We start from the raw sequence: 25,325 nt of genomic DNA, 5'->3' as shown, positions 1-25,325 counted from the left end.
TTCGACGGCCTGCTCCATGCTTTCAACTACGCACACTATACCGCGAGCGGCTAAAGACTCTTCAACGATGGCTTTGCGCGACAACGTTTTGGCTTGAGTGTCTATAGCCTGAATCACCTTGGTGGCTAGAACCTCCGATGTGGTGACGAAGATACTCTGCGCCATGCCATCGTGCTCAGCCTGGGCCAACATGTCCGCCGCGCACCATAAGGGGTTGGCATACGAGTCGGCGACAATTAGAACCTCGCTGGGCCCCTGCAGGCCATCAATATCCACTACGCCGTAGACCAGTTTCTTGGCCAGCATAACGAAGATATTGCCGGGGCCGCATATCTTGTCCACCGCGGGTACGGACTGTGTGCCGTAGGCCATGGCCGCGATAGCCTGGGCACCTCCTACCGCGAAAACGCGGTCAACGCCGGCAACAAACGCCGCTGCCAGCGTCATGTCGGGTATGCGCCCGTCTTTGGCCGGGGGCGTGCAAACTATTACTTCTTTGACTCCCGCTGCCCTGGCAGGTATGGCCGTCATGAGTACTGAGGAAGGATAGCTTGCGGTACCTCCCGGAACGTACAATCCCACACGTTCCAGCACTCTGGCCACGGTTCCAGGAGACATCTGGCGCACCCCGGCCATGTAGGCCTCGAACTGCTTTTTATGAAAGGCCTTTATCCGCTCGGCCGCCGTTTCGATGGCGAAGAAGAGACTAGGGGCAATCTTATTACAGGCTGCCGTCATCTCGCTGCGTTGCACCTCGATAGAATCAAGGTTAACGCCGCTTATCTTGAGGCTGTACATCTTGAGGGCTTCATCACCCTTGTGTCGTACTTCCTCGATAATTATGGCGACAGCGGTCTGCGGGTCCTCGGTGCCAAACATGGCTTTGAGGCTAGCTGCCAGCCCCGGCGCCACGTTCACCGACTGCGGCTTTGCGCTTCTCGACAGCGCCTCTTTGGCTTCCGCGAAACCATTGATAATTCTCATTTCATAGTTCCCATAGTTTTGCGCAGTAAATCCACGAAAGAGGTCATGCGCTCGGCTTTGAGCAGGTTCTCGTCCTCGCGGCTGCTGCCCATCAGGCAGGCCGTGGACTCGAATAGCGTCTCGATGATCTTCAAGTTGTGGCGCGCGATGGTCGAGCCGGTCTCGGTGTTCTCGATGAGCACATCGGCATCTTCCGGTAGAAAGGCCTCGGTGGCCCCCCAGGTCGGCACCACGCGGTAGGCCCCCAGATGATTCACCCTCGCGTAGTTGTCGGCGATATTGACGTACTCAGCGGCAATGCGGCAGGAACCCCCTTGAGCCTGCCTGAATATCTGAAGCTCCGGCGTGGTGCTCGCTGGCACCTCATTGGCCACCACGGCTACGATGCGAACCTTTCCGTATTTCAAATCCAGCAGCTCGCGCACCGGGCTCTGGGGAAACTGGTACAAATGGTCGGTCAGCCAGTCCCGGCCCGTAATGGCCATATCGAAATTGCCGTTGGCCACCTGTAACGGCATATCCTGCGGGCGGATGACCTTGATGAAAAAACCTTCCAGACTACTCTCTGGGCGGCGGTTTCCGGTTGAGGAAGGATAGTCTTTTATCTTCACGCCAGCGGCGTCCAGTATGCGGCGCACGTGGGCCTGCTGGTGACCATCGGGGAGTGCCAGCCATACCAATCCGTTATCCTTTTCACTCCGCTCGGCGGTGCCTTGAACAATACTCCCGATACTCAGAGATTCATCTGAGGGGGCAGCCGCGGGTTGACTTATCTGCGCGTTGAGAGAGGCTAGCAGCGCCGACATATCCCTAGAGCGCAGGCTATCTTTGTTCACAATGAGGCAGGCTCGGAAATCTACTATCTTGCCCAATGGGCGCAGGTCCAGCGCGGCGATCTCAGTTTCGTTTTTGCGCGAGAGTAAAACGATTTCTGCGTTTTCCGGTGGATAGGTATCCGCCGAACCCCACAGCGAATAAACAGCAAAACGCCGCAGGCGCAGTTTTTGTGCCAGAGACTCGGCCAGATTGGGATACTCGGAGGCGATGCGTACGACGGCCCCTTTCGCCATAATCTCGCCATTTTTCAAATTATGAGGTGATGCCGCCGCATAAACGGCACCTTCACCGTAGCCCAGTTCCTTCAGTTTGACGATATTACTGGCGGGAAATTTGACCGTCTGCTCGGTAAGCCAGTCGAGGCCGCATATGCCGATGTCGTAGTTGCCCACGGCCACTTGTATTGGGATGTCTTTCTCCTGGAACATCTTGGCGGTGAGGTCTGAGTATGTGTGCGACTTGAGGCGGTAGAGACGAGCCTTGTCGGTGTACTCTTCCAGCCCCCAGCCAGCTCGTTCCAGCAAATCAGCCGTTTGAGCCAACAGCCTGCCCTTGGGGAGCGCAACTCTGAGCACCATTATCATCCCAACCCCACGACGGCTAGAAGCTCCATGGCATCTTCGCAGACACTTTTCTCACCACTACCGCAGTTGAGCACGCTGAACCTGGGTTCTGCGCTTCTGACCTCCACCTCCCAGCCGCAATCGTGCGCCTTTTTACCCTGCAAGGCGAACATAACTATCCACCCGGTCTGGCGCAAGAGGTCAGCTAACTCGACACCTTCTTTCATGGCGGAAGATTCAATATTCAGGCTAACCCTCTGCGAAACTGGTATATAGAGGCTATCTATGTTTATAAGTGCCGCCAGTCGGTCAATATATAGGGCGAAACCTCCTGCCGGTGCGTCCTGTCCCCCCATCATTCCCACCAAGCGGTCATAGCGGCCTCCACCACCCACGTTCACCCCTTCCGCAAAAAGACGAAAGATAAAGCCGGTATAGTATTCGAAACCCTTGCCGGAGGTGAAGTCTATCTGATACTTAAGCTCTAAGGCCTGCAGCAGATCGATGGTAGCGATGAGGTCTTCCAGGGCTATTTGCACGCCAGGAATATCGGCGGCGAATAGGGCACGTAAGTTCTTGAGAAATCCTGATGAACTGCCTTTCGTCCCTAACAGCAGTTTAAGGGCTTCCACGGCCTGTGGCTTCTCGGCCTGCATCCTGTCAAGTAAGTCCGTTTCACCATCCAGTATACGGTCGAAAAGGATATCCTGTTCGCTGTGGCTCAATCCCAGGCTCGATAGTATGCCGCGCAGCAGGCCGGCATGCGATAACTTTACCTCAATATTGTTCAGGCCCATCTTTTTGACGCTGTCGCAAGCGAAGCCTACCAGCTCTGCGTCAGCCAGTGACGATCCCGCGCCGATAAGCTCGGCGCCGCACTGCCAGCGTTCGCGCGCACGGGTACCCGTTTCTTCAAATATGAACGAGTTAGTGACGTACGACAACCTGGCCGGGTAATCTTTGTGCGCCAGACGCTCGGCGTATAAGCGAGCCACAGGTATGGTAGCGTCTGGTTTTAGCACAACGCGCTCGCCGCTCCAGCCGTCCCAGTCGAGGAACGAGTAAACGCGGCGCAGCATTCCGGGTGTCAGCGTGCCTGCCGAAGTGAAGAGGTAAAGGTATTCCAGAGTCGGTGTGCGTACCTCGGCATACCCGTAGCTTTTGGATGTTTCCTGAAAAGCCGCCTCTACGCTGCGGAAACGCAGCATATCTTCGGCGGTTAAATCGTTACATCCCTTGCATCGCTCTATTTGCATAAATCTATCCTGCATTTTTGATGCACCAATTCTACACTACTAGCTTCCGTACGTTCAACATGTTGCACCATTCCGTCCGTGTGTTATACTTTTAATAAACATGTTTATTCCTCCTGCTCGATAACGGATTAAGCCTCAGGAGGGAGGTTGGACAGTGAACGTAATCGATAGTCTGCGCTCAGCTCTTTCCGATCCCAGCCTCGCCTACTTGCTGCTCATGCTGGCCATCCTGGGTATTTCGATAGAAATTCTAACGCCCGGCTTAATTTTACCAAGCACTATCGGCATTATCGCCGGCGTTTTTGCCCTTCTGTCGCTCTCCACGCTTGAGGTCAATCCCATAGGGCTGGTTTTGATTATCCTGTCGCTCGGCTTTTTCATCGCCGAAGCGCTAGTGCGCACCAGGGGTCTTATTACCGTATTCGGCCTTATTTCAATCATCGTAGGGTCGATTTTCCTCTTCAAGGGCGGGGCGGGCAACCGCGCCAATCCTTATCTGATTACGGGTGCCACATTTGTCACCTCTGCCGCGCTGGTTTTCATTGCCAACCGCGTAGCTGCGGCGCAAAAGAACCGCGTGTCCACCGGGCGAGAGGCAGCAAAAGGCAGCATTGCCGTGGCGCGCACCGCTCTCAATCCCGAGGGGATGGTCTTTTACCAGGGCGAGCTGTGGAAGGCCACGCTTGACAATGGTAGCGCCGCACCTGGCGAAGAAGTCGTCATTACAAGTTTGGAAGGCTTAAAATTATTCGTAACTAAGAAAAGGGGGTAATTTTATATGGGTCTTACTATTGCAGCCATCATCGCGGTCATTCTTATCGCTACCCTTTCGATGTCTATCAAGGTGGTAAACGAGTATGAACGCGGGGTGATTTTCAGGCTGGGGAGGCTTATGGGTGCTAAGGGCCCAGGCTTTTTCATGATCATTCCTTTTATAGACCGGATGGTCAAGATAGACCTGCGTATCATTACGATGGATGTTCCCGCCCAAGATGTCATCACCAGGGATAACGTCACGGTGCGCGTTAACGCCGTTGTCTATTTTCGTGTCATCAATCCCGAAGCTTCTGTGGTTAAAGTCACCAACCATATACAGGCCACATCGCAGATATCACAGACTACGCTACGCAACGTCCTCGGCCAGCACGAACTGGATGAACTTCTTTCTCAGCGTGAAAAATTGAACCAGAACCTTCAAAGTATCATAGACGAACAAACCGACCCCTGGGGCGTCAAGGTCAGTATCGTGGAGATTAAAGATGTCGAACTGCCTGAGTCAATGCGCCGTTCCATGGCCGCCCAGGCCGAAGCGGAACGCGTACGCCGCGCCAAAATCATACATGCTGAGGGTGAATTGCAAGCTTCCCAAAAACTGACCGAGGCCGGGCATATCATCGCCCAGGAACCGGTAACACTCCAGTTGCGTTACCTTCAAACCCTTACGGAGATAGCCACCGAAAAGACCAACACGCTCATCTTCCCCGTGCCTATCGACCTAATATCCATGTTTTTGCCCAAGCATAACATGGATACTACTCAAGAAGATAAGAGGAAAAGCGCGAAATAATCAGCATTTGAACACGACGGAGCTGTGTGTTCACTTTAGACCCTGGCTGGGAGGCTGTTTCTACTGAGAACTGCTCAAACGGGATGTCGTTATTTCAAGTGAAGCAAAATAGGGTATGGAATCTACCCTTCTGCACTCATGACTCAACGAGTCTTTTTACCGCCTTGATAAGCGATTCCATCTTAAAGGTTTTGTAATATATTCGGCGGTTCCCAACGGTTCTCCCAGCTTGCGGTTGAACTCGTAGTCCACGCCTGTGAGCATCACAACAAGGGTATTCCTGGTTTCTTCACTCGATTTTATCTTCATGCAGGTCTTGTATCCGTCCTGCCGGGGCTTCATTGTGTCCAGCATAATTAGGTCAGGACTTTCCTCTTTGGCTTGCAATGCAGCTTCAATGCCATCTTCAGCTTCAACAGTTTCATAATCTTTTGAAAGCGTCTGGCGAATGCGATGTCGTATATCGGCTTCATCATCGGCTACAAGGATTTTCTTCCGGGACATCGCACAACACCTTATATCCGGCTAAAACTATATAGTTTTGGTTTTATATTCAAATTGAATCAACTTTTGCAATCTATCAGGATGACTGCTATGCGTCAATGCTTCCTCGGGAGTGACGATTTTCATGCGCACCAATCCCGCAAGGCACTGGTCCAGTGTCTGCATCCCTTCACTGGAATTAAGCTGCATTACATTGTTGAGTTCATAGGTCTTGCCGTCGCGAATCAGGTTCCTAACAGCCGTATTGGCTATCATCACTTCGAAAGCAGCGACACGGCCTTTCCCTGTCATTTTCGGGAGCAATGTCTGTGATAAAACAGCTACCACAACCTGCGAAAACTGCAATCGAATCTGCGGCTGTTGATCTGAAGGGTACATATCAATGATACGGTCAACTGTCTGAGCGGCATCTATAGTATGCAGGGTTCCCATGACAAGGTGTCCCGTTTCCGCGGCTCGCAGCGCTGTGGAAACAGTGGGGAGATCGCGCATCTCTCCTACCACTATTACGTCCGGGTCGTGGCGCAGTGCATGAACGAGCGCAGTATCGAACGAATGCGTATCCTCCCCCAGATCACGCTGCGCGATGAGGCATTTACGGTTTTGATGCAGATATTCGATTGGGTTTTCGATGGTAATGACGTTACGGGCGCTATTTTCGTTAAGATAGTTGAGCATTGAAGCCATTGTTGTAGACTTGCCGCTGCCTGTTGGGCCTGTGACCAATATCATTCCTCTGGGTTTTAAAATAAGTTCCTTACTTATGAGAGGCAATCCTAATTCTTCAATAGTGGCCATTTCCGTAGGGATTACTCGAAAACAAATGCTGAGTGTACCGCGTTGTCTCATCACGTTAACACGGAAGCGGGCTACTCCGGGAATACCATAGGCAAAATCAAGCTCCATATCGCGTAAAAAAGCACTTTTCTGTTCAGGAGTCGCTATTTGTTCCAGAACTCCCTCGGCGTCCTTGGCGCTTATTGCCGGCAAGTCTTCCTGAATTTTTAAGTCGCCATCGATGCGAAGGACAGGGGGGCTGGGCACCCTCAGGTGCAGATCCGAAGCATTGGTAGCCACTACCCGTCTTAACAAATCATTTATATCTATCATTTCGCACTCCCGTCTCCAACGCCAGAGTCCTTCTTTATTAAGGGAATAAACGAAGCCTTCGCTTTCAAGAAAGCGCTCACTACGTCGGGATTAAACTGGGTACCACTGCAACATTCTATTTCTCTAAAGGCGTGGTCGATTTCCATAGACGAGCGATATGAACGCTCTGACGTCATGGCATCAAATGCATCGCAAACACTTAAAATGGCAGCCCCTGTAGTAATAGTCTGGCCAGCTATTCCATCAGGATATCCCTTCCCGTCATAACGTTCATGGTGGTTGCGCACCATTTTCATGAGTTCTTTATCGTCCATTACTGGCGAGAGAATGCGCTCACCCATCTGACAGTGTTTTTTCATCTCTTCGTATTCATCATCTGTCAGACATCCTTCCTTGTTTAAAACCGTTCCCTGTATTCCGATCTTGCCAATATCATGAATCAATCCGGCCAGTTTAACCCTCTCCTGCTCCTCTAGAGAGAGTTCCATTTCTCTGGCTATCACAGCGGCCATATCACCGACCCTCTGTGAATGACCGCTTGTATAGTCGTCTTTGGCTTCTAGAGCATACGCAAGCGCCTTTATCGAGTTCAAAAAGGAGTCCTTTATTTTTTGCGCCTGCGCAGCTACCTTTTGTTCGAGATTATCCTGATAATCTCGGTTCTCAAGAATCAGTCGACGTTTCTCTATGGCTCGTTCTACGCTTAAGAATACCTCATCGAGATTAAAAGGCTTGGTCAGGTAATCATACGCACCCCTTTTCATGCAGCCGATCGCCATGTGGGCATCGTTCACGGCAGTAACCATTATGACGGCTGTGTCGGGATGCATATTAAGAATCTCGTTTAGAAATTCTTCCCCCGATTTCCCCGGCATATTAATATCCAGGAGGACAAGAGTTATGGGGTGCTTTTGCAGTAAAATAGATGCCTGAGCAGTATTGGATGCCTCGTAACAGGTGTATCCACCCTGGGACAATCTCAGGTTCAATAATTTGCATATCACAGCTTCGTCGTCCACTATCAAGACGCTCCCCATTTTATCATTCGTCATGTTTTTAGCCTTACTCTCGTTCATTTTACGCTGGCCGGAGCTGTGGAGATCTCATCATCAACACCTTTGCTCTTGCAGTAGGTTTAACGGGCTTGCAGAAGTTTAGCTTCTGGCTTAATGCTAGCTCGAACGATATGCTCCATATCGTCTAGACTGCTTTTTACAATTTTGGGCTGCTTATTCCACCCAGTCAAAATTATGACCTCCGGATTGGCAAATACTATTGTAGAACGTATATGAAATTCTCATTATAATAATATATTTTTACAGACTATTTGCATTAGTCGTTAGAATATTTAGCTTTAGCACTGTCTTTTTTATCTACATTCAATATACTAAACCACACTAAACCTTATTTTAAGGCTGGGTGATTGGTCAATTCCATCCCTCATTAGTACCATTTACGACCCTTTCGGCTCATATATTAGTACCGGTTATTATAACCCACTTTGTGATCCTCCATAAAAAAGGGGGGGTCGACTCGTATCCAAACCGTTTCACCAGAGCACAGACGTGACTAAACTTATTTTTGAAATTAGAGGGAGATAAGCATGCAAAGCTACGGGTGTCACAAATTGCATAGTAAAATTATCAAAGAGACCGTATAGATCTCGGAGGAAAACCGAAAATTTGCACAAAGAACATCCAGCCGGATGCCTGGTATTTCCGTCCTCTGGTATCAGTTGATTTATATTTTCCCTCGTATAAAATCGATGAATTCTTGTATTAATCTGGTCGCCAGTCTTTCGGTGTAGAAAATACAATGGAAATCCCGCTTGAGCTTAATCTCATTCAAAGTGACCTCTCGCACGTTCCCAAGTTCAAGGTTCTTTTTAATCGCGAGATTGGACACGAAGGCAATCCCTGCATGTGCTTCTACTGCGGAGATTATTGCCTGGCTGCTGCCGAGTGTAAGCCGTGGTTTCAAGCGGTTGATATTCAGGCCAGCCCTATTCATAAGGCCTTCCATGCTCTTTTGCGTTCCCGATGTAGATTCGCGGAAAATGAGCGCTTCCTCTTCCAGTTCAGCGAAGGCCACCTGTTTGCGATTGGCAAAAGGATGTTCAGGGAAAACGATGAGAACAATCTCGTCTTCTGCCATTTTGAACGATTCAAAGCCTTGTCCCTTTGGTGGTATTGAGCCGCAGAAACCCACTTCGTAGACTCCGTCTTTTACTCCTGAAATCACCGCTGTCGAATCCTCGATAGCTACACGGGCTTTCACCGCCGGATGCTGGGTGAGGAATTCGCTCACGAACACCGGCAGTATATATTCGCCCGGAGTTGTGCTGGCGGCAATGAGCAGTTCCCCTCCGACTTCATCACGCAGGTGCCCCAGGTCTTTCAGCAGGCTAGCTTCTTCTCCATCGACTGCCGTAGCGAATTCGAGGAGCCTGCGGCCGGCATCGGTAAGCGTAATTTTCTTCTGATTGCGATTTATCAGCCGCACGCCGAGATCGTGTTCCAGTTTCTGTATCTGGAAGGATACTGCAGGCTGGCTTATGGAAAGTTTTTTGGCAACGGCTGAAAAACTCCCCAGTTTTATCAGTTCAAGATATGTCTTTAAATAATCCAGGTTCACGGTACACCCCCTGAATTCAAAGTGCTGAGCTATTGTAGGCCATAAAACCTAAATCATCAAGAGTCGCGGTTGTATGAACGAAACGAACTGACGTTCAGATCCCAGTATGCTTAATATAATAGATGAGGCTAAATATTGCATCGGCGAGCCCGGTTTTATTGCCGTAATCGAGGATACGAAAGGTAACGTGATCGGTCTTAACAGCGTGAAGTAACTAGACTCTTTACAGCCGGTTCGTTGGTATCATTTTGCGCCAGAGCCACTGCCTTGCGCCTTTCGACATTTGTAAAAGTCTCTGCGGTAGGATAGAATTTGCTATCTTCGGCGGAAGGAGTTGATATGGCACAAAACTTCGAGGAACTCTGTCTCAACACCATCCGCTTCCTGGCGGTGGATGCCATCGAAAAAGGCACCTCCGGCCACCCCGGGGCCCCCATGGGAATGGCACCCATGGCTTATACCCTCTGGCAGCGCTTCCTCAAACACAACCCCACAAACCCCGATTGGACTGACCGCGACCGTTTTATTCTATCCGCCGGGCATGCTTCCATGCTTCTTTATGCCATGCTCTACCTCACCGGTTACGACCTGTCCCTCGATGATATCAAGATGTTCCGCCAGTGGGGCAGCCGGACGCCGGGACATCCTGAACATGGGATTACCGCCGGGGTCGAAGCTACGACCGGACCACTGGGACAGGGTTTCGCCAATGGCGTCGGCATGGCCATTGCCGAACGGCATCTGGCAGCCCGCTATAACAAGCCTGGTTTCAACATTGTCGACCATTATACCTATGCCATCTGCTCCGACGGAGACCTTATGGAGGGCGTGGCTTCCGAAGCCGCTTCGCTAGCTGGCACTCTCAAACTCGGCAAACTGATTTACCTTTATGACGACAATAACATATCCATTGAAGGCAATACCGACATCACCTTTAAAGAGGACGTCGGCCAGCGCTTCCGGGCTTACGGCTGGCAGGTTATCGGTCCCATTGATGGCATGAGTATAGAGGCTGTTGATACTGCCATAAAACAAGCCCGGGCGGACATCGAACATCCCAGCCTCATCATTTGCAACACGACCATCGGTTACGGTTCCCCTAACAAAGCGGGTACCGGCCATGCCCACGGAGAGCCTTTGGGTAAAGAAGAAACGCTTCTGACTAAACAGAAACTGGGATGGACCTATACCGAGCCCTTCACAGTGCCCGAAGATGTCCTGAAGCATTTTCGCTCAGCCGTGGAGAAGGGCATCGAGCGTGAATCCGATTGGAACCGCCTGCTCAAGTCGTACGCCGAAACTTATCCTGAAGAAGCCCGACGGTTCAGCATCGATATCAAAGGGGAATTGCCGCAGGGTTGGGACAGCGGCCTGGATAAACTGTTCGACAGCTCAATGAAGCCACTGGCGACGCGCGAGGCTTCCGGGCTGGTCATCAATGCCCTCGCGGCCAGAGTTCCGGCGCTTTTGGGCGGTTCCGCTGACCTGGCCCCCTCCACCAAAACGCTCATTAAAAACGGCGGTGATTTTGCGGCGGACACTTACACCGGGCGCAATATGCATTTCGGCATACGTGAACACGCCATGGGAGCTATCGCCAATGGCATGGCCCTGCACGACGGCGTCATTCCATATACGGCCACCTTCCTCATATTTTACGATTATATGCGCCCGTCCGTAAGGCTGGCGGCGCTCATGGGAGTCAGATCTGTTTTTCTTTTCACACATGACTCAATCGGCCTGGGTGAAGACGGTCCCACACACCAACCAGTGGAACATCTCCTGGGACTGCGTTCCGTACCTAACCTGACCACTATCCGCCCGGCGGACGCGGCGGAGACGATTGAAGCATGGAAGCTGGCACTCGAAAAGAAGACCGGCCCTACCGCGTTGATTTTTACCAGGCAGGCGCTCCCTATACTCGACCACAAGGAGATGTCCTCTGCTTTGGGGGTGAGAAGGGGCGGTTACACACTCTGGCAGGCTTCCAATAAGCCCGAATTAATCCTGATCGGTACCGGCTCCGAAGTACACATCGCGCTGGAAGCCGCCAGAATGCTCAAGGAAAAGGGTATATCCAGCAGGGTGGTGTCATTGCCATCGTGGGAGATTTTTGAGGCTCAGAGCGAAGAGTACCGCCGCTCTGTCATTCCACCGCAGGTAAAAGCTAGAATCTCCATTGAAGCCGGCACTACTATCGGCTGGTGCCGTTACACTGGTGATAAGGGTGTGGCTGTCGGCATAGACCACTACGGCGCCTCAGCGCCTGGCAAGGTGTTATACGAGAAGTTCGGCATAACGGCACAGAGGGTCGTGGCCGAAGCCATGCGACTTCTCGATGCAGGCTAGGCGCCTGTCTGCTTCCTCCAACCAATCCGGGCCAGAGCGGTAAGCTCTCTGAAGCTGGCGGCAGGGTCTGGTTGCGAGAATATCGCACTCCCGACGCATATTTCATTCACGCCGGACTGAGCCACCCGGGTTATGTTACCAGCTTTAATGCCGCCGTCGATGCCTATGCTAATATCGGGGCAAAGATGGCGAAACTGGTGAATTTTATCCAAGACCTCAGGGATAAATTTAGCGCCGTAATATCCCGGATGAACCGCCAAAAATAGCACGCTTTCAAGACGGCTGACCAGATTATCCCTCAGTACCTCCAGCGGTGTTTCTGGGTTGACGGCTAGACTCGCACTCATTCCCAGGCTGGTTATATGCTCGATGACATCGGAGGCAGCTTCTTTTACAGCTTCATAATGCACGACTATCCTTTTCGCCCCGGCCAGATGGAAGTCTCCGATATACTTTTCCGGGTCCTTCACCATCAGGTGCGCTTCCCAGCCAATCTTTACTCCGGCTCCAGCAATATCCTGGCTGGTTATACTTACTGGAGGCACGAAAAGCCCGTCCATGATGTCTATCTGCACCCAATCGGCGAAACACTCCGCTTGACGCAGCATGGATACCAGAGCGGCAGGACTCACGGTCAGTATGGCAGGAACAATCCGGTTAATCCTGTTCATCATAATGTTCTTAAAATAACGCGCGCCGGCGCCCCATCGCAGCCTTCAAGCTTTAATGGTAGACACAGCATTTCATAATCGCTGGCTGGCACTGAGCTAAGATTGACGCTTTCGACAATCACGACTCCGGCATTCAATAATATTCTGTGAACGGGGTACATGCAGGTGTCGAATTTATCTACCGAGAGGTAGTCTAACGCCAAAAACTTTATGCCTTTTTCAACGAGGTATTCTGCCGCGTCTTCTGTCAGTGATACATAGTCTTTGTTGAAAATTGCGGTTTCTAGAAGCGCGGAGTTGCTGGTTCGCAGTAACAAGCGCGATACGCCATCCAGGGATCTGTTCGACAGTAAGGTGCGGTCAATACTATGCCCTCCCTGAAGATGGCAGACGCGCGCCAATCCTGTCAGTTGCTCCAAGTCCAGTTGGTCCGTGCCCTTGCCGCCGCTTATTATATGTGTCTGCGCATCAACGTGCGTACCCGTGTGAGCGCTCAGGACGAAGTGCGTCAGGCTCGACACACCCTCATATTCCACCTTATTAAAGGCTACAATTTCTTCTCCTGGCCACGACAGCATACCGGGACTAATCGTCTGGGTTATGTCATATATTTTGCCGCGCGACAACCGCATCTGTTTTTCTATTTCACCAATCTGGCCAATACGACGTTCATGCCTTCCACCTTCGAACCGAGTTGCCAGCCAGACTCGCACAATTCCTTCAGCGACTTTGTATCCCGTCACCCATCCGCCGAGCACCAGCATGTTGGCATTGTTATGCGCCCGGCTCATGCGGGCGGTAAACTCGTTCCAGCACAGTGCGGCGCGAATGCCCGGCACCTTGTTGGCCACCATGGCATCACCCTGCCCTGTGCCGCAAAAGACAATTCCCATGCTGCACTGGCCGGAAACAACTTTTTGCGCCGCATTGAAGGTGTATTCAGGATAGTCAACCGGTTCTTTGTTGAACGTGCCGATGTCTTCGACCTCATATCCCAGGCCTTCAATGAAGGGTTTGAGATGGCATTTCAGGTCGAAACCGGCATGGTCGCTGGAGATTACGATGCGTTCTTTCATAATTTGATGCGGTATTCCGAATACAAATATTGTATCTTAGCCTGGTTACGGCTGTTTTTGTTCCCGGTCTTTCAACAGATGCGGCTGCATCATGCTGCAGAATATCTCGACCAGGTCCGGGTCAAATTGTGTACCTGCACACCGTCTTAGTTCCAGCAGAGCGTCTTCAAGTGTAAATTGCGCCCGGTATGGGCGTGGAGACGTCATGGCATCATAAGCATCGGCGATAGAAAGTATGCGCGCCTCTATAGGAATACTGGCAGTTTTTAAACCGCCCGGATAGCCGCTGCCATCGTAATGCTCATGATGATGCAGAATGGCGGGGAGGCAGTTAACGAGGTCGATAACGTGTTTCAGGATTTCCACGCCAAGTTCAGGATGCAGGCGTATCGGGCTCCATTCTTCACCGGTAAGTGCCGATTTCTTGGTCAATATAGAATCCGGCACTCCTACTTTCCCTATGTCATGTAGTAGCCCGGCGGCCCGTAAGACACTAACTTTTTCAACGGGAAATTTCATAGCTTCACACATCAGGACAGCATATTCACTTACCTTGCGTGAGTGTCCATAGGTATAGCTGTCTTTGGCGTCGACGGTGGCGGCCAGAGCGTATATGATGCTTAGAGCTTTGGGCTGGGCTTCAAGTTCGTTGCCAATAAGTGTGATGCCGGTTTTCACCACTTCCGATGAAAGACAGGTGCGGTTGCGGCCCATCTGTTTTGCCCTGTACAACGCAGCGTCGGCGCGTCCGATTATCTCTTCCTTCATTACACCGTCATTGGGCCAGTTGGCCACACCAACGCTCATTGTAATAGGCATTGAGTGCGAACTGCTCTTCGATTCGATGGTTTTACGTATGCGTTCAGCCACCTTAAAAGCGTCGTCCAGCCTGGCCTCAGGCAGTATGATGGTGAACTCTTCACCGCCATAACGGAAAGCCATATCTATGCTGCGTATGGAACTTGCCAGATAATGCCCCACGCGGCGTAATACCTGGTCTCCAGCCAGATGCCCGTAAATATCGTTGTATGATTTGAACAGGTCGATATCCATCATAATAAGCGAGAAGGTATTGCCAAAGCGCGAGCCGCGGGCAATTTCCTGTTCCAGTCGTTCGTGGAAATGCCGGTGGTTGTACAGCCCGGTAAGCTCGTCAGTGTTCGCCCGTGTGTTTGCCCGGGTAAAGAGTTGCGCGTTCTCGACAATAATTCCTGCCTGATTGGCCATCGCTCTTACCAGATCGAGGTCTTCATGTGAAAAATTTTTGGCCACGTGTTTTTGCCCGAGCGCCAGGATGCAAATCAGACGGTCCCGGCTCTTCAAAGGATATAACATGCCCAGCCCCGAATTGGTAAGTTGTTCTTTTTCGGCCTGCCATAGGCCGCGGAATTCTGGGATAGTATCTATTTGTTTAGGATCCAGCGCCTGGTCGTTTCTGTCCAGCCAGGATACTACCAGACTGTCGCCGCTTAAATTGAAGGCCTGCTTGGTGGTCGGCTCAGGCTGAATATATTTAAGTGAAAAATCGCCGTTGTCATTTCCCTGCAACAATAGCCCGGCCCAACTTGCGTCGAGAGCTTTGCATAGAGTAGGAAGCATCTCGCTCGCCAGTTCGTTGAGGTCAAGTATATAACTCATTTTAGCGCTGAAACCCATCAGCGCGTTGCGATACTCGTAAGTCTGGGGGTAAAAAATGCGGTCGACAATTTTCTGAATTAAGTTATACAATGGACGGAACAATGCCATCAGCAAAAGAACGACCACGCTTACGAACAGCACCACGCTGAGCCGCGCTTCGTCAGGGAAAACGCGTAATACCAATAGAATGGTTCCGACACATCCGCCTATGATAAAAGCCAGTGACGCAATATACGCCAATCCAGTTCTGGCCGCCAGCTTGATATCCATAAGCCGGTACTGCGAGATGGCATAGCTGATAATGAGGGCATTTATCAGATTCCCGATATGGTCCAGAGGAAGGTTTTTCAAGCTCGGAATGAAATTGGTATAGGTGAGCAGCACCAGAATGCCCCAGCCGACAAACAGGTACATAGTGCGGTTGCGCTCTTTGGGGTCGGTAGAACGTCTGTATTTTATCACCAGCAGGCTGATAACCAAAGCGCTGAAAGACAGCCCTGTGATGCCTATGAACAACGTAGCAGGGAGATAGAGGAGGTAATCCACTACGCCATCCACTACGCGGGAATATTCTACCGCGTGCCCGCTAAAAGAAAGTAGCGCCATTATGGCCAGCGCTGCATAAGCCAGGTACAGCGGCAAGCCGGGACGACGTTCAGTGTATCCCAGGGCGAAGTGATAATAGGCTACCAGCGTCCATATCAAGGCTACAACGAGGATTTTATTCCAGAATATGGTCTGAGAAGCCGGTGCGTTGAGGTGCAACATGAACGATGTGAAACTCCAGAAAGCGGCTATACCGAGGTAATAGGCGAACAGCTTGCCCGTTCGGTTTCCAGCTCTCTGGGAAGCAATCGCCAGCAGTATGAGGTAAAAACAGGAAGCGAGCAGAGGGATTAGCGCCAGCGTATTCAAGCCAGCCTCCTCTTACGGCGGCTGTCCATCAATAAAAAGCTTTGATCGCCATAGTTAATCGTGGCAATCATTATGCTTAAAAATAATCTAATTTGTCAACAAGATAAGACGCTAATTTATGCTTGTGTTCAGATATGTTCTGTCTTGACAAAAATATTAATTCACTCCAGTATTCCTTTACCAGTATATGCGAACACTTTCTACTACTCGCCCCACTGTCGCCAGAGCGCTAGAATCATCCGGGGTTTTTACAAGATTCGTTATGCCATGGTAAAACCCCCTTATTTCGTCCACTGTATATCCAAGCGACGAAAGATAACAGGCAAAATATTCTCCGCCGGGGAAATTGGCAGAGTTTCCAACATAGGAATCCAGCGCCAGCATGCCTTCCTGAGCTTCGACGCTGGACATGGTATCGTGCTTCCAGTTGAGACCATGGCCTTCAATGTGAAAGCGCTCGTGCGCACCGTCCACGCGCGTGTTGGGAGCCATATAAAAAAGAAAGCTGGCATACGTATCAGGGGCAGCCGTTTCAATCAACTCGGCGGTGCGCATGATGCTGTCCCGGGTTTCGCCAGGGAACCCAACGACGATATTAAAATTGGTAATAATGCCAAGCTCTCTTGCAAAGCGAGCTATCTTTAATGCTGCCTCCGGAGCATAATTTCTGCCCATGGAGCGCAGCATTTCCGTTGACCCGGACTCCACACCGATATCGAGTGCTACGCAACCCGAACGTTTCATTTTCTCTAACAGCGAATAGTTCAGGCTGCTGATGCGCGCATAGGACGACCACTTCAAGGCGATTCCATTCTTATCGCATGACTCGTATATGGTGTCACAGAGTTGTGCACATCTCTCTGGCGGTGCTGAAAAACAGGAGTCGGTAAAGCGGAACGTATGGATGCCTAATTCTACGACATTGCGAATCAATTCCTGCACCACACTTTCGATGCTACGGTATCTAACCGGTTTATCCCAATACGAGACCTCCGAGCAATAGGCGCAGTTGAACGGACAACCGCGGCTGGCCTCCACTGGTAATACAGGCAATCTCCTGGTGGATGGTATTCCCATCAGCTTCCAATCAGGCTGTCTTATCGATTCACATGGTGCCGGCTGTCTCGGAATTGTTTTTAAAATGCTGCCCCCGCGTTTGTAGACAAGCCCCGATATATGGTTCGTGTCTGCCCCAACTTCAATCGCCCTTATCAATTCCAAAAATGTTTGTTCACCTTCGCGCATTACTATGTAATCTATGGCTGGAACTATTTTTAAAATCTCATCGGGGGGAACGGACCAGGATAATGGCCCACCTAGAATAATCACAGCCCGGGGGTTATCCATCTCAACCTTGTTTGCTATCTGTTTTACATCATCGACCCCCATGAAAGTCGATGAGATTCCCACGATGTCGGCATCGTATGTTTTTTCAGTGTCGATAAAGTAGTCTGCGATTTCCACATCCACACCGCGCTCGGTAAGGAAAGTGGCCAGCACCGCCGGGGCGACGGTAGGGATGGAAAACTGAAGTATCGATTTACCGGCCATACGCGCCAGTAAGCTGATGGGCCCCACCGGCATTCCCATATCCAGCAGTTGTGGCAGTCTGACCGGGGCAAAGCCGGTTACGATCAGAACACGGCTTTTAATTATTTCAGTGTTCCCCATATTTATACTCGTTTCCATTTCATCGATTATTTGTGGCAATCTCACACGCTTGCGTTTTGAGCAGCGGTCCGGGCTTTGACCGAAACAGAAGTGTCCACAAGAAAACTAATGGTTTCTTCCCCGGGGTTGATATGTGTAGCCTTTACGTGGGCAAGATCTGCGCCGGCGGCTTTCTGGCGCAGTTCATAGGTTTTGAAAGCGCCTTCCGGAAGCAGTGTTATCATAAGCGGCCGCAAACCGATAAAAGATTCGAGCTCAGCGTAGGGCGTGTCAAGTAGTTTGAGTTCTGCGTGTATCGATTCGGCAATTTTTTCAACCGGTGTATTGCGGTCATCGCCCTTCATTTCCACATAAAGGTGGAGTATCGGTTTTTCGCGCATTTCCTTACGGGCCACCCAGTCCACATACTCCAGCCTGCTATTCTCAATGGCGCGCCAGATTATCTTTTCGCCCAACCTGGTAAAGCCTGCTATATCTATTTGATCGTCTATGCGGGCCACAAAACTCATCTGGGGGATATCGATGTTTAGATTATCGTTTCGCCGCGACAGTATCTTGACCATGTGCCCCAGACGATAACGTATAAACGGTCCGCCGTGCAGGCTGGTTATTACCAGCTCGTAATTGCCCGGTTCCAGTTCATTCATAAGAAAAGTGCGCGGCTTGAAGGCAATGTCTTCGCGCGAACGCAGGGCGTCTTTCTCCGGGATGAACTCCAAAAAGTTCAAATGCGGCACGAATGTCATTCCACTATGGTCCCAGGCCTGCATGGCGATAACGGGGGCCTCAGTGCAGCCGTGGAAATCCAGCGGATAGCATCCCCACATATCTTTGATTTTCTCGCGGAATACTTCGCCGTCGATACCGAATGTAACCAGCCCCTTCAGTTTCCACAAATCCCTGGGCATCAATGCGCGATGGTTCAATTTTGCTTTTAATATGCCGCCAGCCAATCTGACGAGCGCTTTGGGATTTTTCTTAAGCCAGCTTTTCATATCGCTCTTTTCCTGAGCATGTCGGCTGAATCGCTGCCCGATAGCAACAGCGACGCTGGACATACATATAGACATATCCAGCCCCTCTGAGAGGGCCATATCGAAACCTTTTTTCATGCGCTCCTCAAACGGCATCCTTTCTGCTTCGGCCACCGGAGGCAGCATGGTGAATAGCTCGTGCGGGAAGGCTCTCACGATAGTACCGGTGGCATAAGGGGGAGGCGCCATGCTGTAGAGCACCCTGTCGTTCTTGTGAAAATTGACCTCGCCGCGCTTGTTAGCAGCCGCCAGAATCATCATGGCGAATACCAGCGGCTCGATCTCATCGAAAGCGCGCGCAGTTATCGGCGCCCAGCGGTAGGCATACTCACCCGATTTGCCGGAAGTATATTGCCATAACAGGGGTTTTTTGGGCAATACATCCATACGGCGTTTAAGCAGATAAGGCGCGTAATCGGCGTAGGTAGTCAGGGGAACGCAATCGCGGAATTCCTCAACGGTTTCCGGATTGGCACCGTCCATCACGCGCTGTCCGAGTTCGCATCTCTTCAGCAAGCCTATTTGTTCTAACAACAACCGATTTTGAATACGCATGAAATCAGCTATGCTCAGGTCGAGAAAACCGCAGCATATCTGCCATACCTCATCGTATTTACCCTGGGCGAATAAATCAGCTACTTTATTCATGGTGACGTCCCTCCTCGTGTCGAGATCTTTCAATGTAATATCAGTGGCATATCTGGTCAGACTCCGCCAGTTGGGAACTAACATCGGCGTGTTCTTGCGATAATCTGCATAGCTACAAAACATGCGCTCAAAAAAGAACCTGTCCTGTATTGCCACAACGACGATATCTATCGCCATCCAGACCAGCGCCGCATCCAGCATCAGTCTGGATTGCGATACCAGAACTAGAGAAAAAAGCGCAACACCCAGCCCGTATACGCCGGGATGCCTCACGACAGCATACAGGCCGCTCGTAACAAGCTCATCGCTCACGCCGACCTTGAAGTAGGTTTTATAAAAAGGAAGGTTAATGAACAGGGAATGCAGCAATTGAAACATCGAGGCCGTAAAAAGAATCCAGCCGCATATGACAGCCCATACCGGAAGGATAAACTTGTCCGGCGACAGACAGGCAAGAATGGCACCGGATGCTATCAGGCCGCATCCGCTTATCCATGACAGCGGCTTAGCCCAGGCAATTCGCTTGATGGCTGCGATGTCCACCAAGTGAAAGATAGGGAAACCCAGAGCGCCCAACAACAAGTACAACATATTTACCTTAGAATCAATATGTCATACACGAAGGTGCTTTGGAAGGTTCATTATACTAGAACAATGTTCTAGTTAAGGCTAAGCCATGCGTAAAAGATTATTGGCGTAACTGCCTATCGATTTTAATTCATATGGTGTGTTAATTTTGGATTATGTCGCGAGGGGAGGTTTGCCGCACACTTTGAGCGGATTCTTCTCAGATCAGGCGAGCCTTATCGCTACTGAGATATTTGCCATCGAGCTGTGCCCAACACAAATAAATTATTGACATTCAGATACCATCACGGCCCGGATCCAAACATATGCATTTCGACACCCCACCGGTTTGCCAATATCGAGTGCAAGGGGAACTCAGAAATCAGCTACAGTCGAGCCTATTGGTATTAAGATTGAGGTGGCTGAAATAGGGAGGAGGGGATTACAAAAAAGAGAGGCTTTTTCAGCCTCCCTCTTTTTAGCCAGTCTCGTTAAGGACTATTTCCACTTTATCTTGACTTCGCGGCCTTCGTCGTCCGACGGGCTGCCTTTATCCAGATCCTTTAATTTACCTGTTATGTCCCTGAGGTCGATGGAGGGTGACTTATCACCCAACTCCAGCCCGTAGCCTACGAAAAAGTCAACGAAACTCTTGAGGAGCTTCTTGGTATCTTCGTGAAAGGCTTCAAGCTCGTCCTTGGTGGCCAGTTTCTTTTCCCTGGCCATAAGCGCGGTCAACTCTTTCTTTAAAGCGTCCATCTCTTCCCGGGCCACGCCGTTGCTACGGCTGTCACCCTTGAAGTGGCTTTCCATCAGATAGTCCAGAAAATCCGCCTGGCTCATATCGCCGCGGTTGTCATCGATTTTCTTGACCAGCTCGGCCGGCAGTATCAGCATGCGTTTGTCGGACATAAAGGCTCCTTACTATAGCTCCGCGTTCTCATTATCTCGCATTTCAAGCGTATCCATCAACCCATCTATGGACCTCAGTACCTCGAGGCCTTTCATGGTTACCCTGTAAGTGACCGACGGGTTCCCCAGTTTCACCTTATCGATCAAGCCCCTGTCCAGCAGGAAGCTTAAATACTTCTGCAACTGGAAGTAGCTCATATTGACGCTGTACATGATCTCAGTCTTGCCGGCCTCGCCGAGCCTGAGCATGTCAGCAATAATCTCCAAACTTGAGCGCCTGCGGTCTAGTTTCACACTTACCCCGATGATATAACTAGTACTATTATACTAGATATGTCAAGAGGGGAATGTACTTTTAGCTAAAACCGCGTGCGTACCACCCCCATATCGAATTCCCCCATAACAAGGCCAGCATAGTACCCAAAGCCAGAAAAGGCCCGAAAGGAATAGCCTGCTTTCGTCCCTTTTCCCTGGTTGCCAGGAGTACTATAGCCACAATGCCGCCCGCTACAATGGCTAAAAAGATGGCTACCAATACAGACGGGTAGCCAAGCATTATCCCCATCAGCGCAGCCATCTTAACGTCCCCCAGCCCCATTCCACCTCGCGACAGTATAGCGATAAGTAAAAACAAGACCAGTCCGATGGCGCAACCGATAGCAGCATGCGTTATATCCGGGACTATATCCAACCTGTAAGCCAGCAAGCTAAAGGCAGTCGCAATAGGCGCGGCCGGATATACCAGCCAGTTCATGATGAGTTGTTGCTCCAGGTCAATAACTGCTATTACTAGAAGCAGGCAAAAATAGAATAGAGCGATAGCCAGTTCGGGTGATAACCCGAAGAAAGCGAATAACAAGCCAAAAGCTACGGCCGTAGCCGCCTCAACCAATGGCAGGCGTAGCGGGATAGGTTGCCCGCAGTAGCGACAGCGGCCTTTGAGCAAGGCGTAGCTCAATACAGGAACGAGGTCTTTAACGGCAAGGCGCTTGTTGCAGGATGGGCAATGCGAAGGAGGATAAGCCAGAGATTGTCCTGAGGGTAAACGGTCGATAACCACGTTTAAAAAACTGCCCACCAGCAGGCCGAACAAAACGAATAAGAAGGCAATAGCTATATCCATATGCATATATATTTTGACGTTTTTTGAACGTATAAGTCAATACTTTCTAAGTTAACCGACAAAGGTACTATAAAAAATGGGACTAAATGTCTATTGAACATGAGTATCTGCAGAAATATAATTACCTCACATAAGTTAACTCATAGTCCATTTTGCTCAACGGAAATAAACGGAAATAAACAAAGGGAGGTCATAGTCGATGAAAAAGTTGTTCAGCTTCCGTAAAAATGGCGAGAAGGGGTTCACCCTGATCGAACTCCTGGTGGTCGTCGCCATCTTAGGCATTCTTGCCGCCGTAGCTATCCCCAATATCATGGGTTTGGTTGGCAAGAGCAAGATCGGCGCTGCTAACGCCGAAGTCGGCTTGGTAAGGACAGCCGTATCCGCCGCAATGGCAGACGCCCAGTTAGCAAACATAACCGCAGGTGGCATCGCTGCCGGGGCTCAGACTGGTGCTGGTGAAATAGTCATAGGAGCTTATATTCAGGGGGGAATCTCAACCGTCCTCGGAACCTACTCAATCGATACCACTGGTATAGTCACCGCCACAGCCTATCCTGGCCTGCCAACCGGCGCCACATTCAACGGCCTACAATGGATTCCATAAACCTCTAAGAAAGTCCGCATCAATATCGCTCTTGAGAAGGCATGCAGCGGAACCCGCTGCATGCCTTCTTTTAATGCATCTAATCGAGTTTAAATATGGGGTGGCCCAGGATTGATATTTAAAACCGGTTATTCATAGTGGACCAAAACTCAGCTGTCCAGCTTTTTGACATGCGGCTTATACCAAAGTAGAATGAGACGAAGGTTGAGGATGAATAATGCTGACTGAGTATATTCAAGCCGCTATAGATAGCATCAACTGGAAGGTCATGGACGACGGCTCTTTCTACGCTGAAATACCCCTGCTGGGTTTACACATCAACAACGCTCACCTCGAGGAATGCCAGTGCCGCATCCGCGAAATGCTAGAGGAACACATTGTTGTCAGTCTTTCTCGGCATAGCACATTGCCGGCCATAGGCGGCGTTGAGATTGTGGCTAAAGAATCCGTCTGATAGTTTTTCAAGCACAGAGGCCATAACGCTCTCGTGTTTACTCTCCGCGATGCCACAGGTAATAATAGCATCCCACTGTCCCTGCCCGTGAGTATCACGCTTTGTAATTGATAGATATTGCCGTCACGTAAGAGGTTTCTTACCGCGCGGTCGGCTTTCAGCACCAGTATCTGACAGGAACCACAATAACAATGAAGCTATCGTGGCTTGATGCGGGATAGGCTGTTTAAAATGCGCGTCCCTGTGCTGCACCTCTGGTTTTGGCGCGCATCAATAATGCCAAAATGTCCTGTGTTTCCAGTCTAGCGCAAAATGAAAGTAAAGCCAAAAAGTCCGTCTGTTAACGATGCGATGGACGATACCGTTACCGATTCGAAATGACCGCCGGACCTGAGAGCGCGCGCGTATGTCAATAGCAGACTCTCAGAAGAAGCTACACCCTTTACAGTAATACCGTCCATTTGATACTCGACATCGGTAATGTTAAGACCTGAAGGTATTTTATTCACGATTTCGCGTAGGTCCCTGTCGCCATTGTCCAGGTTCAGTTTCAGACCGTTGAGGGTATTATTAAAAAATACCTCGTTTTGCTGTGTCAACGCGATCTGGCTCTGCACGGCATCAGCCTGTGTCGAGAGTTTAGCTGACTCAGCTTTTTTGGCGGTTATGGCATCCTGAGCCTGCTTGTTATCGGCGCGCAATCTGGTTAACTGTATCTGTAAGTCGCTATTCTGCCTGGTTAACAAACTGTTATCATCACGCAACGAACGAAGCGACAACGCGCCATATACAAGCACACCGGTGGCTGCCACGGCGCCCACCGGCACTAACACGCGCGTCCAGCTGAATGCAGGTGGCCGATATGCCTGAGGCAGCGCATTGAAATCAATCATAGAGTACTGGTTTCCGGCTCCTCCCGGCAAATGTCCTTTCAATGCCAGGCCGGCATTTACCATATATTGTGTGGGGTTAAAAACGTCCTTGTAATTCAATGGGGGCTTGATGGCCGCGACCGGATAGCCGAGCTTGCCGAGGTATTGCATGCTATCGTTTTCACGCGCTATGTCACCGCTGATGTATATCTCTGTCGATCGGTCCAGAGGTTTATCCGGATATGTCGAATTATAGAATGTGATGGTACGGTTGAGCTCCTCCGTTATGGCTGGCAGTTTCTCATGCAGTGAAATTCCTTCCACAGGTAACGACAGGCTGCGGATCACCAGCGGTATGCGCTCGCTTAAGATGATGATATCCACGAAAGTCAGCCAGGCATTTATATGGATGGCACGGTTGGCGTTCACACAGCGTATCAGAGCCAGCGGCGCCAGGTCCATGAAGCGAGTCTTGAGGCCGGCTTTGCGTACAACACTTAAGAGCACATCCGTGGAATTACGCGGATAAGCCGCCAGGAACAGGCGCAATTCGCCTTTTGCAGAAGGCAGGGGTTGATATGAGTAATACACCTGACTCAAAGGCATGGGCAAGATGCGGCTGGCCTCATTGCTTACCGCCTCCGGCAGGAGATTCCTGGGCACCTCAGGTATAGAAATAATACGAAACACCGAATTGAGACCGCTTATACCCACAAACACTTTGGTTTCGTTTACTTTCTGAAGCTTGAAAAGCTGCCTGATGGCTTCGGCCACGCGATTCTCGTCCAGTATGACGCCTTCACTTACCAGGCCAGCGTCCAGCATCAGGCTGGCCCATTTTTCCACTTGGTTACCCTTGGTGACCAACAGTTTAATTTCACTATCTTCAATGTAGAGGCTAACTCTTTTTTGGGCCATTTTAGTCTCCCTTGTAAGAATAAACGGCTACAGTCAATTCGGCTGATGGCATCTCGGCTGCGGTGACAGCATCCGACAGCGCAACATCAATGCTGGTATCGCTGACCATCGCGGTAATACTATCTAATACCATCGAGTTTAGCGTGTTGCTGATAATTGTTTTAATCGTTCCTGGGATCGCCTGGGCAGGAATACCCTGTATGGCTGCCGTGATTTCGGCTCCCAGAGGCCCACTAAAAACCGGTAGCAATTTGGCATAATCGTCAGCGGTGAATAACGCGGCTATAGCTTCACTGTATATCCCCGCTACCGTATCTATGAGTGAATTCGCTAGTCCGTTTTCGATGGCCAGTGCAATTTCATTCGACAGCAAATCGGCTATTGAGGAGCTAAACTGAGTGGTTATTATGTCGTG

General features: G+C 50.5%; 22 protein-coding genes. 5 read left to right on the top strand and 17 right to left on the bottom strand.

The genetic code is table 11. The features are described from left to right. The 3 genes from hisD to C4542_03300 all read right to left on the bottom strand — a co-directional run. The coding region (gene hisD, locus C4542_03310; protein RJO62570.1) for a histidinol dehydrogenase at nt 1-984 on the bottom strand (984 nt) is incomplete at its 3' end. After that, complete coding sequence (gene hisG / locus C4542_03305; GenBank protein ID RJO62573.1) at nt 981-2,396, bottom strand: ATP phosphoribosyltransferase; 1,416 nt, start codon at nt 2,394-2,396, stop codon at nt 981-983. The genes hisD and hisG, both read right to left, overlap by 4 nt. Nucleotides 2,397-2,401: 5 nt before the next feature. Then, complete coding sequence (locus C4542_03300) at nt 2,402-3,655, bottom strand: histidine--tRNA ligase family protein (protein ID RJO62569.1); 1,254 nt, start codon at nt 3,653-3,655, stop codon at nt 2,402-2,404. Between the two features lie 139 nt (nt 3,656-3,794). On the opposite strand from C4542_03300, the gene C4542_03295 reads away from it, so the two are divergent. Then, entirely contained in the window at nt 3,795-4,412 is a 618-nt protein-coding gene (locus C4542_03295) for a hypothetical protein (protein RJO62568.1), read from the top strand. A gap of 6 nt (nt 4,413-4,418) precedes the next feature. Further along, nucleotides 4,419-5,207, top strand: coding sequence for a slipin family protein (locus C4542_03290; GenBank protein RJO62567.1), 789 nt, complete (start codon nt 4,419-4,421; stop codon nt 5,205-5,207). A gap of 156 nt (nt 5,208-5,363) precedes the next feature. Here the strand turns inward: C4542_03290 and C4542_03285 are convergent, their stop codons facing one another. The 4 genes from C4542_03285 to C4542_03270 form a co-directional block, all read right to left on the bottom strand. Beyond that, on the bottom strand, nt 5,364-5,711 hold the full coding sequence (locus C4542_03285) for a response regulator (GenBank protein RJO62566.1): 348 nt from the start codon (nt 5,709-5,711) through the stop codon (nt 5,364-5,366). Between the two features lie 27 nt (nt 5,712-5,738). Then, on the bottom strand, nt 5,739-6,818 hold the full coding sequence (locus C4542_03280) for a type IV pilus twitching motility protein PilT (protein RJO62572.1): 1,080 nt from the start codon (nt 6,816-6,818) through the stop codon (nt 5,739-5,741). Then, nucleotides 6,818-7,873, bottom strand: a complete 1,056-nt coding sequence (locus C4542_03275; GenBank protein ID RJO62571.1) for a response regulator — start codon at nt 7,871-7,873, stop codon at nt 6,818-6,820. Before C4542_03275 ends, C4542_03280 begins: the two co-directional genes overlap by 1 nt. Before the next feature lie 688 nt (nt 7,874-8,561). Next, a complete protein-coding gene (locus C4542_03270) occupies nt 8,562-9,455 on the bottom strand; it encodes a LysR family transcriptional regulator (protein ID RJO62565.1) in 894 nt (297 codons plus the stop codon). 339 nt (nt 9,456-9,794) lie between these two features. Here C4542_03270 and tkt point away from each other — a divergent pair, with 339 nt between their 5' ends. After that, on the top strand, nt 9,795-11,804 hold the full coding sequence (gene tkt, locus C4542_03265; protein RJO62564.1) for a transketolase: 2,010 nt from the start codon (nt 9,795-9,797) through the stop codon (nt 11,802-11,804). Here tkt and C4542_03260 read toward each other — a convergent pair. The 8 genes from C4542_03260 to C4542_03225 all read right to left on the bottom strand — a co-directional run bounded on the left by C4542_03260 (nt 11,801) and on the right by C4542_03225 (nt 22,065). After that, on the bottom strand, nt 11,801-12,478 hold the full coding sequence (locus C4542_03260; GenBank protein RJO62563.1) for a ribulose-phosphate 3-epimerase: 678 nt from the start codon (nt 12,476-12,478) through the stop codon (nt 11,801-11,803). The two genes, tkt and C4542_03260, sit on opposite strands and share 4 nt — an antisense overlap. Further along, the gene (gene rpiB / locus C4542_03255; protein RJO62562.1) at nt 12,475-13,551 is read right to left on the bottom strand and encodes a ribose 5-phosphate isomerase B; all 1,077 of its coding nucleotides are present in this window, start codon (nt 13,549-13,551) and stop codon (nt 12,475-12,477) included. Before rpiB ends, C4542_03260 begins: the two co-directional genes overlap by 4 nt. A gap of 45 nt (nt 13,552-13,596) precedes the next feature. Next, on the bottom strand, nt 13,597-16,104 hold the full coding sequence (locus tag C4542_03250) for a diguanylate cyclase (GenBank protein ID RJO62561.1): 2,508 nt from the start codon (nt 16,102-16,104) through the stop codon (nt 13,597-13,599). 177 nt (nt 16,105-16,281) lie between these two features. Continuing rightward, entirely contained in the window at nt 16,282-17,814 is a 1,533-nt protein-coding gene (locus tag C4542_03245) for a radical SAM protein (GenBank protein ID RJO62560.1), read from the bottom strand. 2 nt (nt 17,815-17,816) lie between these two features. After that, nucleotides 17,817-20,048: a GH3 auxin-responsive promoter gene (locus C4542_03240; GenBank protein RJO62559.1), complete on the bottom strand. Its 2,232-nt coding sequence runs from the start codon at nt 20,046-20,048 to the stop codon at nt 17,817-17,819. 474 nt (nt 20,049-20,522) lie between these two features. Beyond that, nucleotides 20,523-20,936 (bottom strand): hypothetical protein, encoded by a 414-nt coding sequence (locus C4542_03235; GenBank protein RJO62558.1) that lies wholly within the window; start codon nt 20,934-20,936, stop codon nt 20,523-20,525. Nucleotides 20,937-20,948: 12 nt separating this feature from the next. Continuing rightward, entirely contained in the window at nt 20,949-21,230 is a 282-nt protein-coding gene (locus C4542_03230; GenBank protein RJO62557.1) for a hypothetical protein, read from the bottom strand. Between the two features lie 61 nt (nt 21,231-21,291). Continuing rightward, nucleotides 21,292-22,065: a prepilin peptidase gene (locus C4542_03225; protein RJO62556.1), complete on the bottom strand. Its 774-nt coding sequence runs from the start codon at nt 22,063-22,065 to the stop codon at nt 21,292-21,294. 193 nt (nt 22,066-22,258) lie between these two features. Between C4542_03225 and C4542_03220 the strand changes: the two genes are divergently transcribed. Next, complete coding sequence (locus tag C4542_03220) at nt 22,259-22,666, top strand: prepilin-type N-terminal cleavage/methylation domain-containing protein (GenBank protein RJO62555.1); 408 nt, start codon at nt 22,259-22,261, stop codon at nt 22,664-22,666. 217 nt (nt 22,667-22,883) lie between these two features. Then, complete coding sequence (locus tag C4542_03215) at nt 22,884-23,120, top strand: type II toxin-antitoxin system HicB family antitoxin (protein RJO62554.1); 237 nt, start codon at nt 22,884-22,886, stop codon at nt 23,118-23,120. Between the two features lie 302 nt (nt 23,121-23,422). Here C4542_03215 and C4542_03210 read toward each other — a convergent pair whose 3' ends face one another. Beyond that, the gene (locus C4542_03210; GenBank protein RJO62553.1) at nt 23,423-24,910 is read right to left on the bottom strand and encodes a hypothetical protein; all 1,488 of its coding nucleotides are present in this window, start codon (nt 24,908-24,910) and stop codon (nt 23,423-23,425) included. 1 nt (nt 24,911) lies between these two features. Beyond that, nucleotides 24,912-25,325, bottom strand: a 414-nt coding sequence (locus C4542_03205) for a hypothetical protein (GenBank protein ID RJO62552.1), incomplete at its 5' end; no start/stop codon positions are given.

Source organism: Dehalococcoidia bacterium, assembly GCA_003597995.1.
Lineage (GTDB): Bacteria > Chloroflexota > Dehalococcoidia > Dehalococcoidales > UBA1222 > SURF-27.
This window is presented reverse-complemented; position numbering and strand designations above follow the sequence as displayed.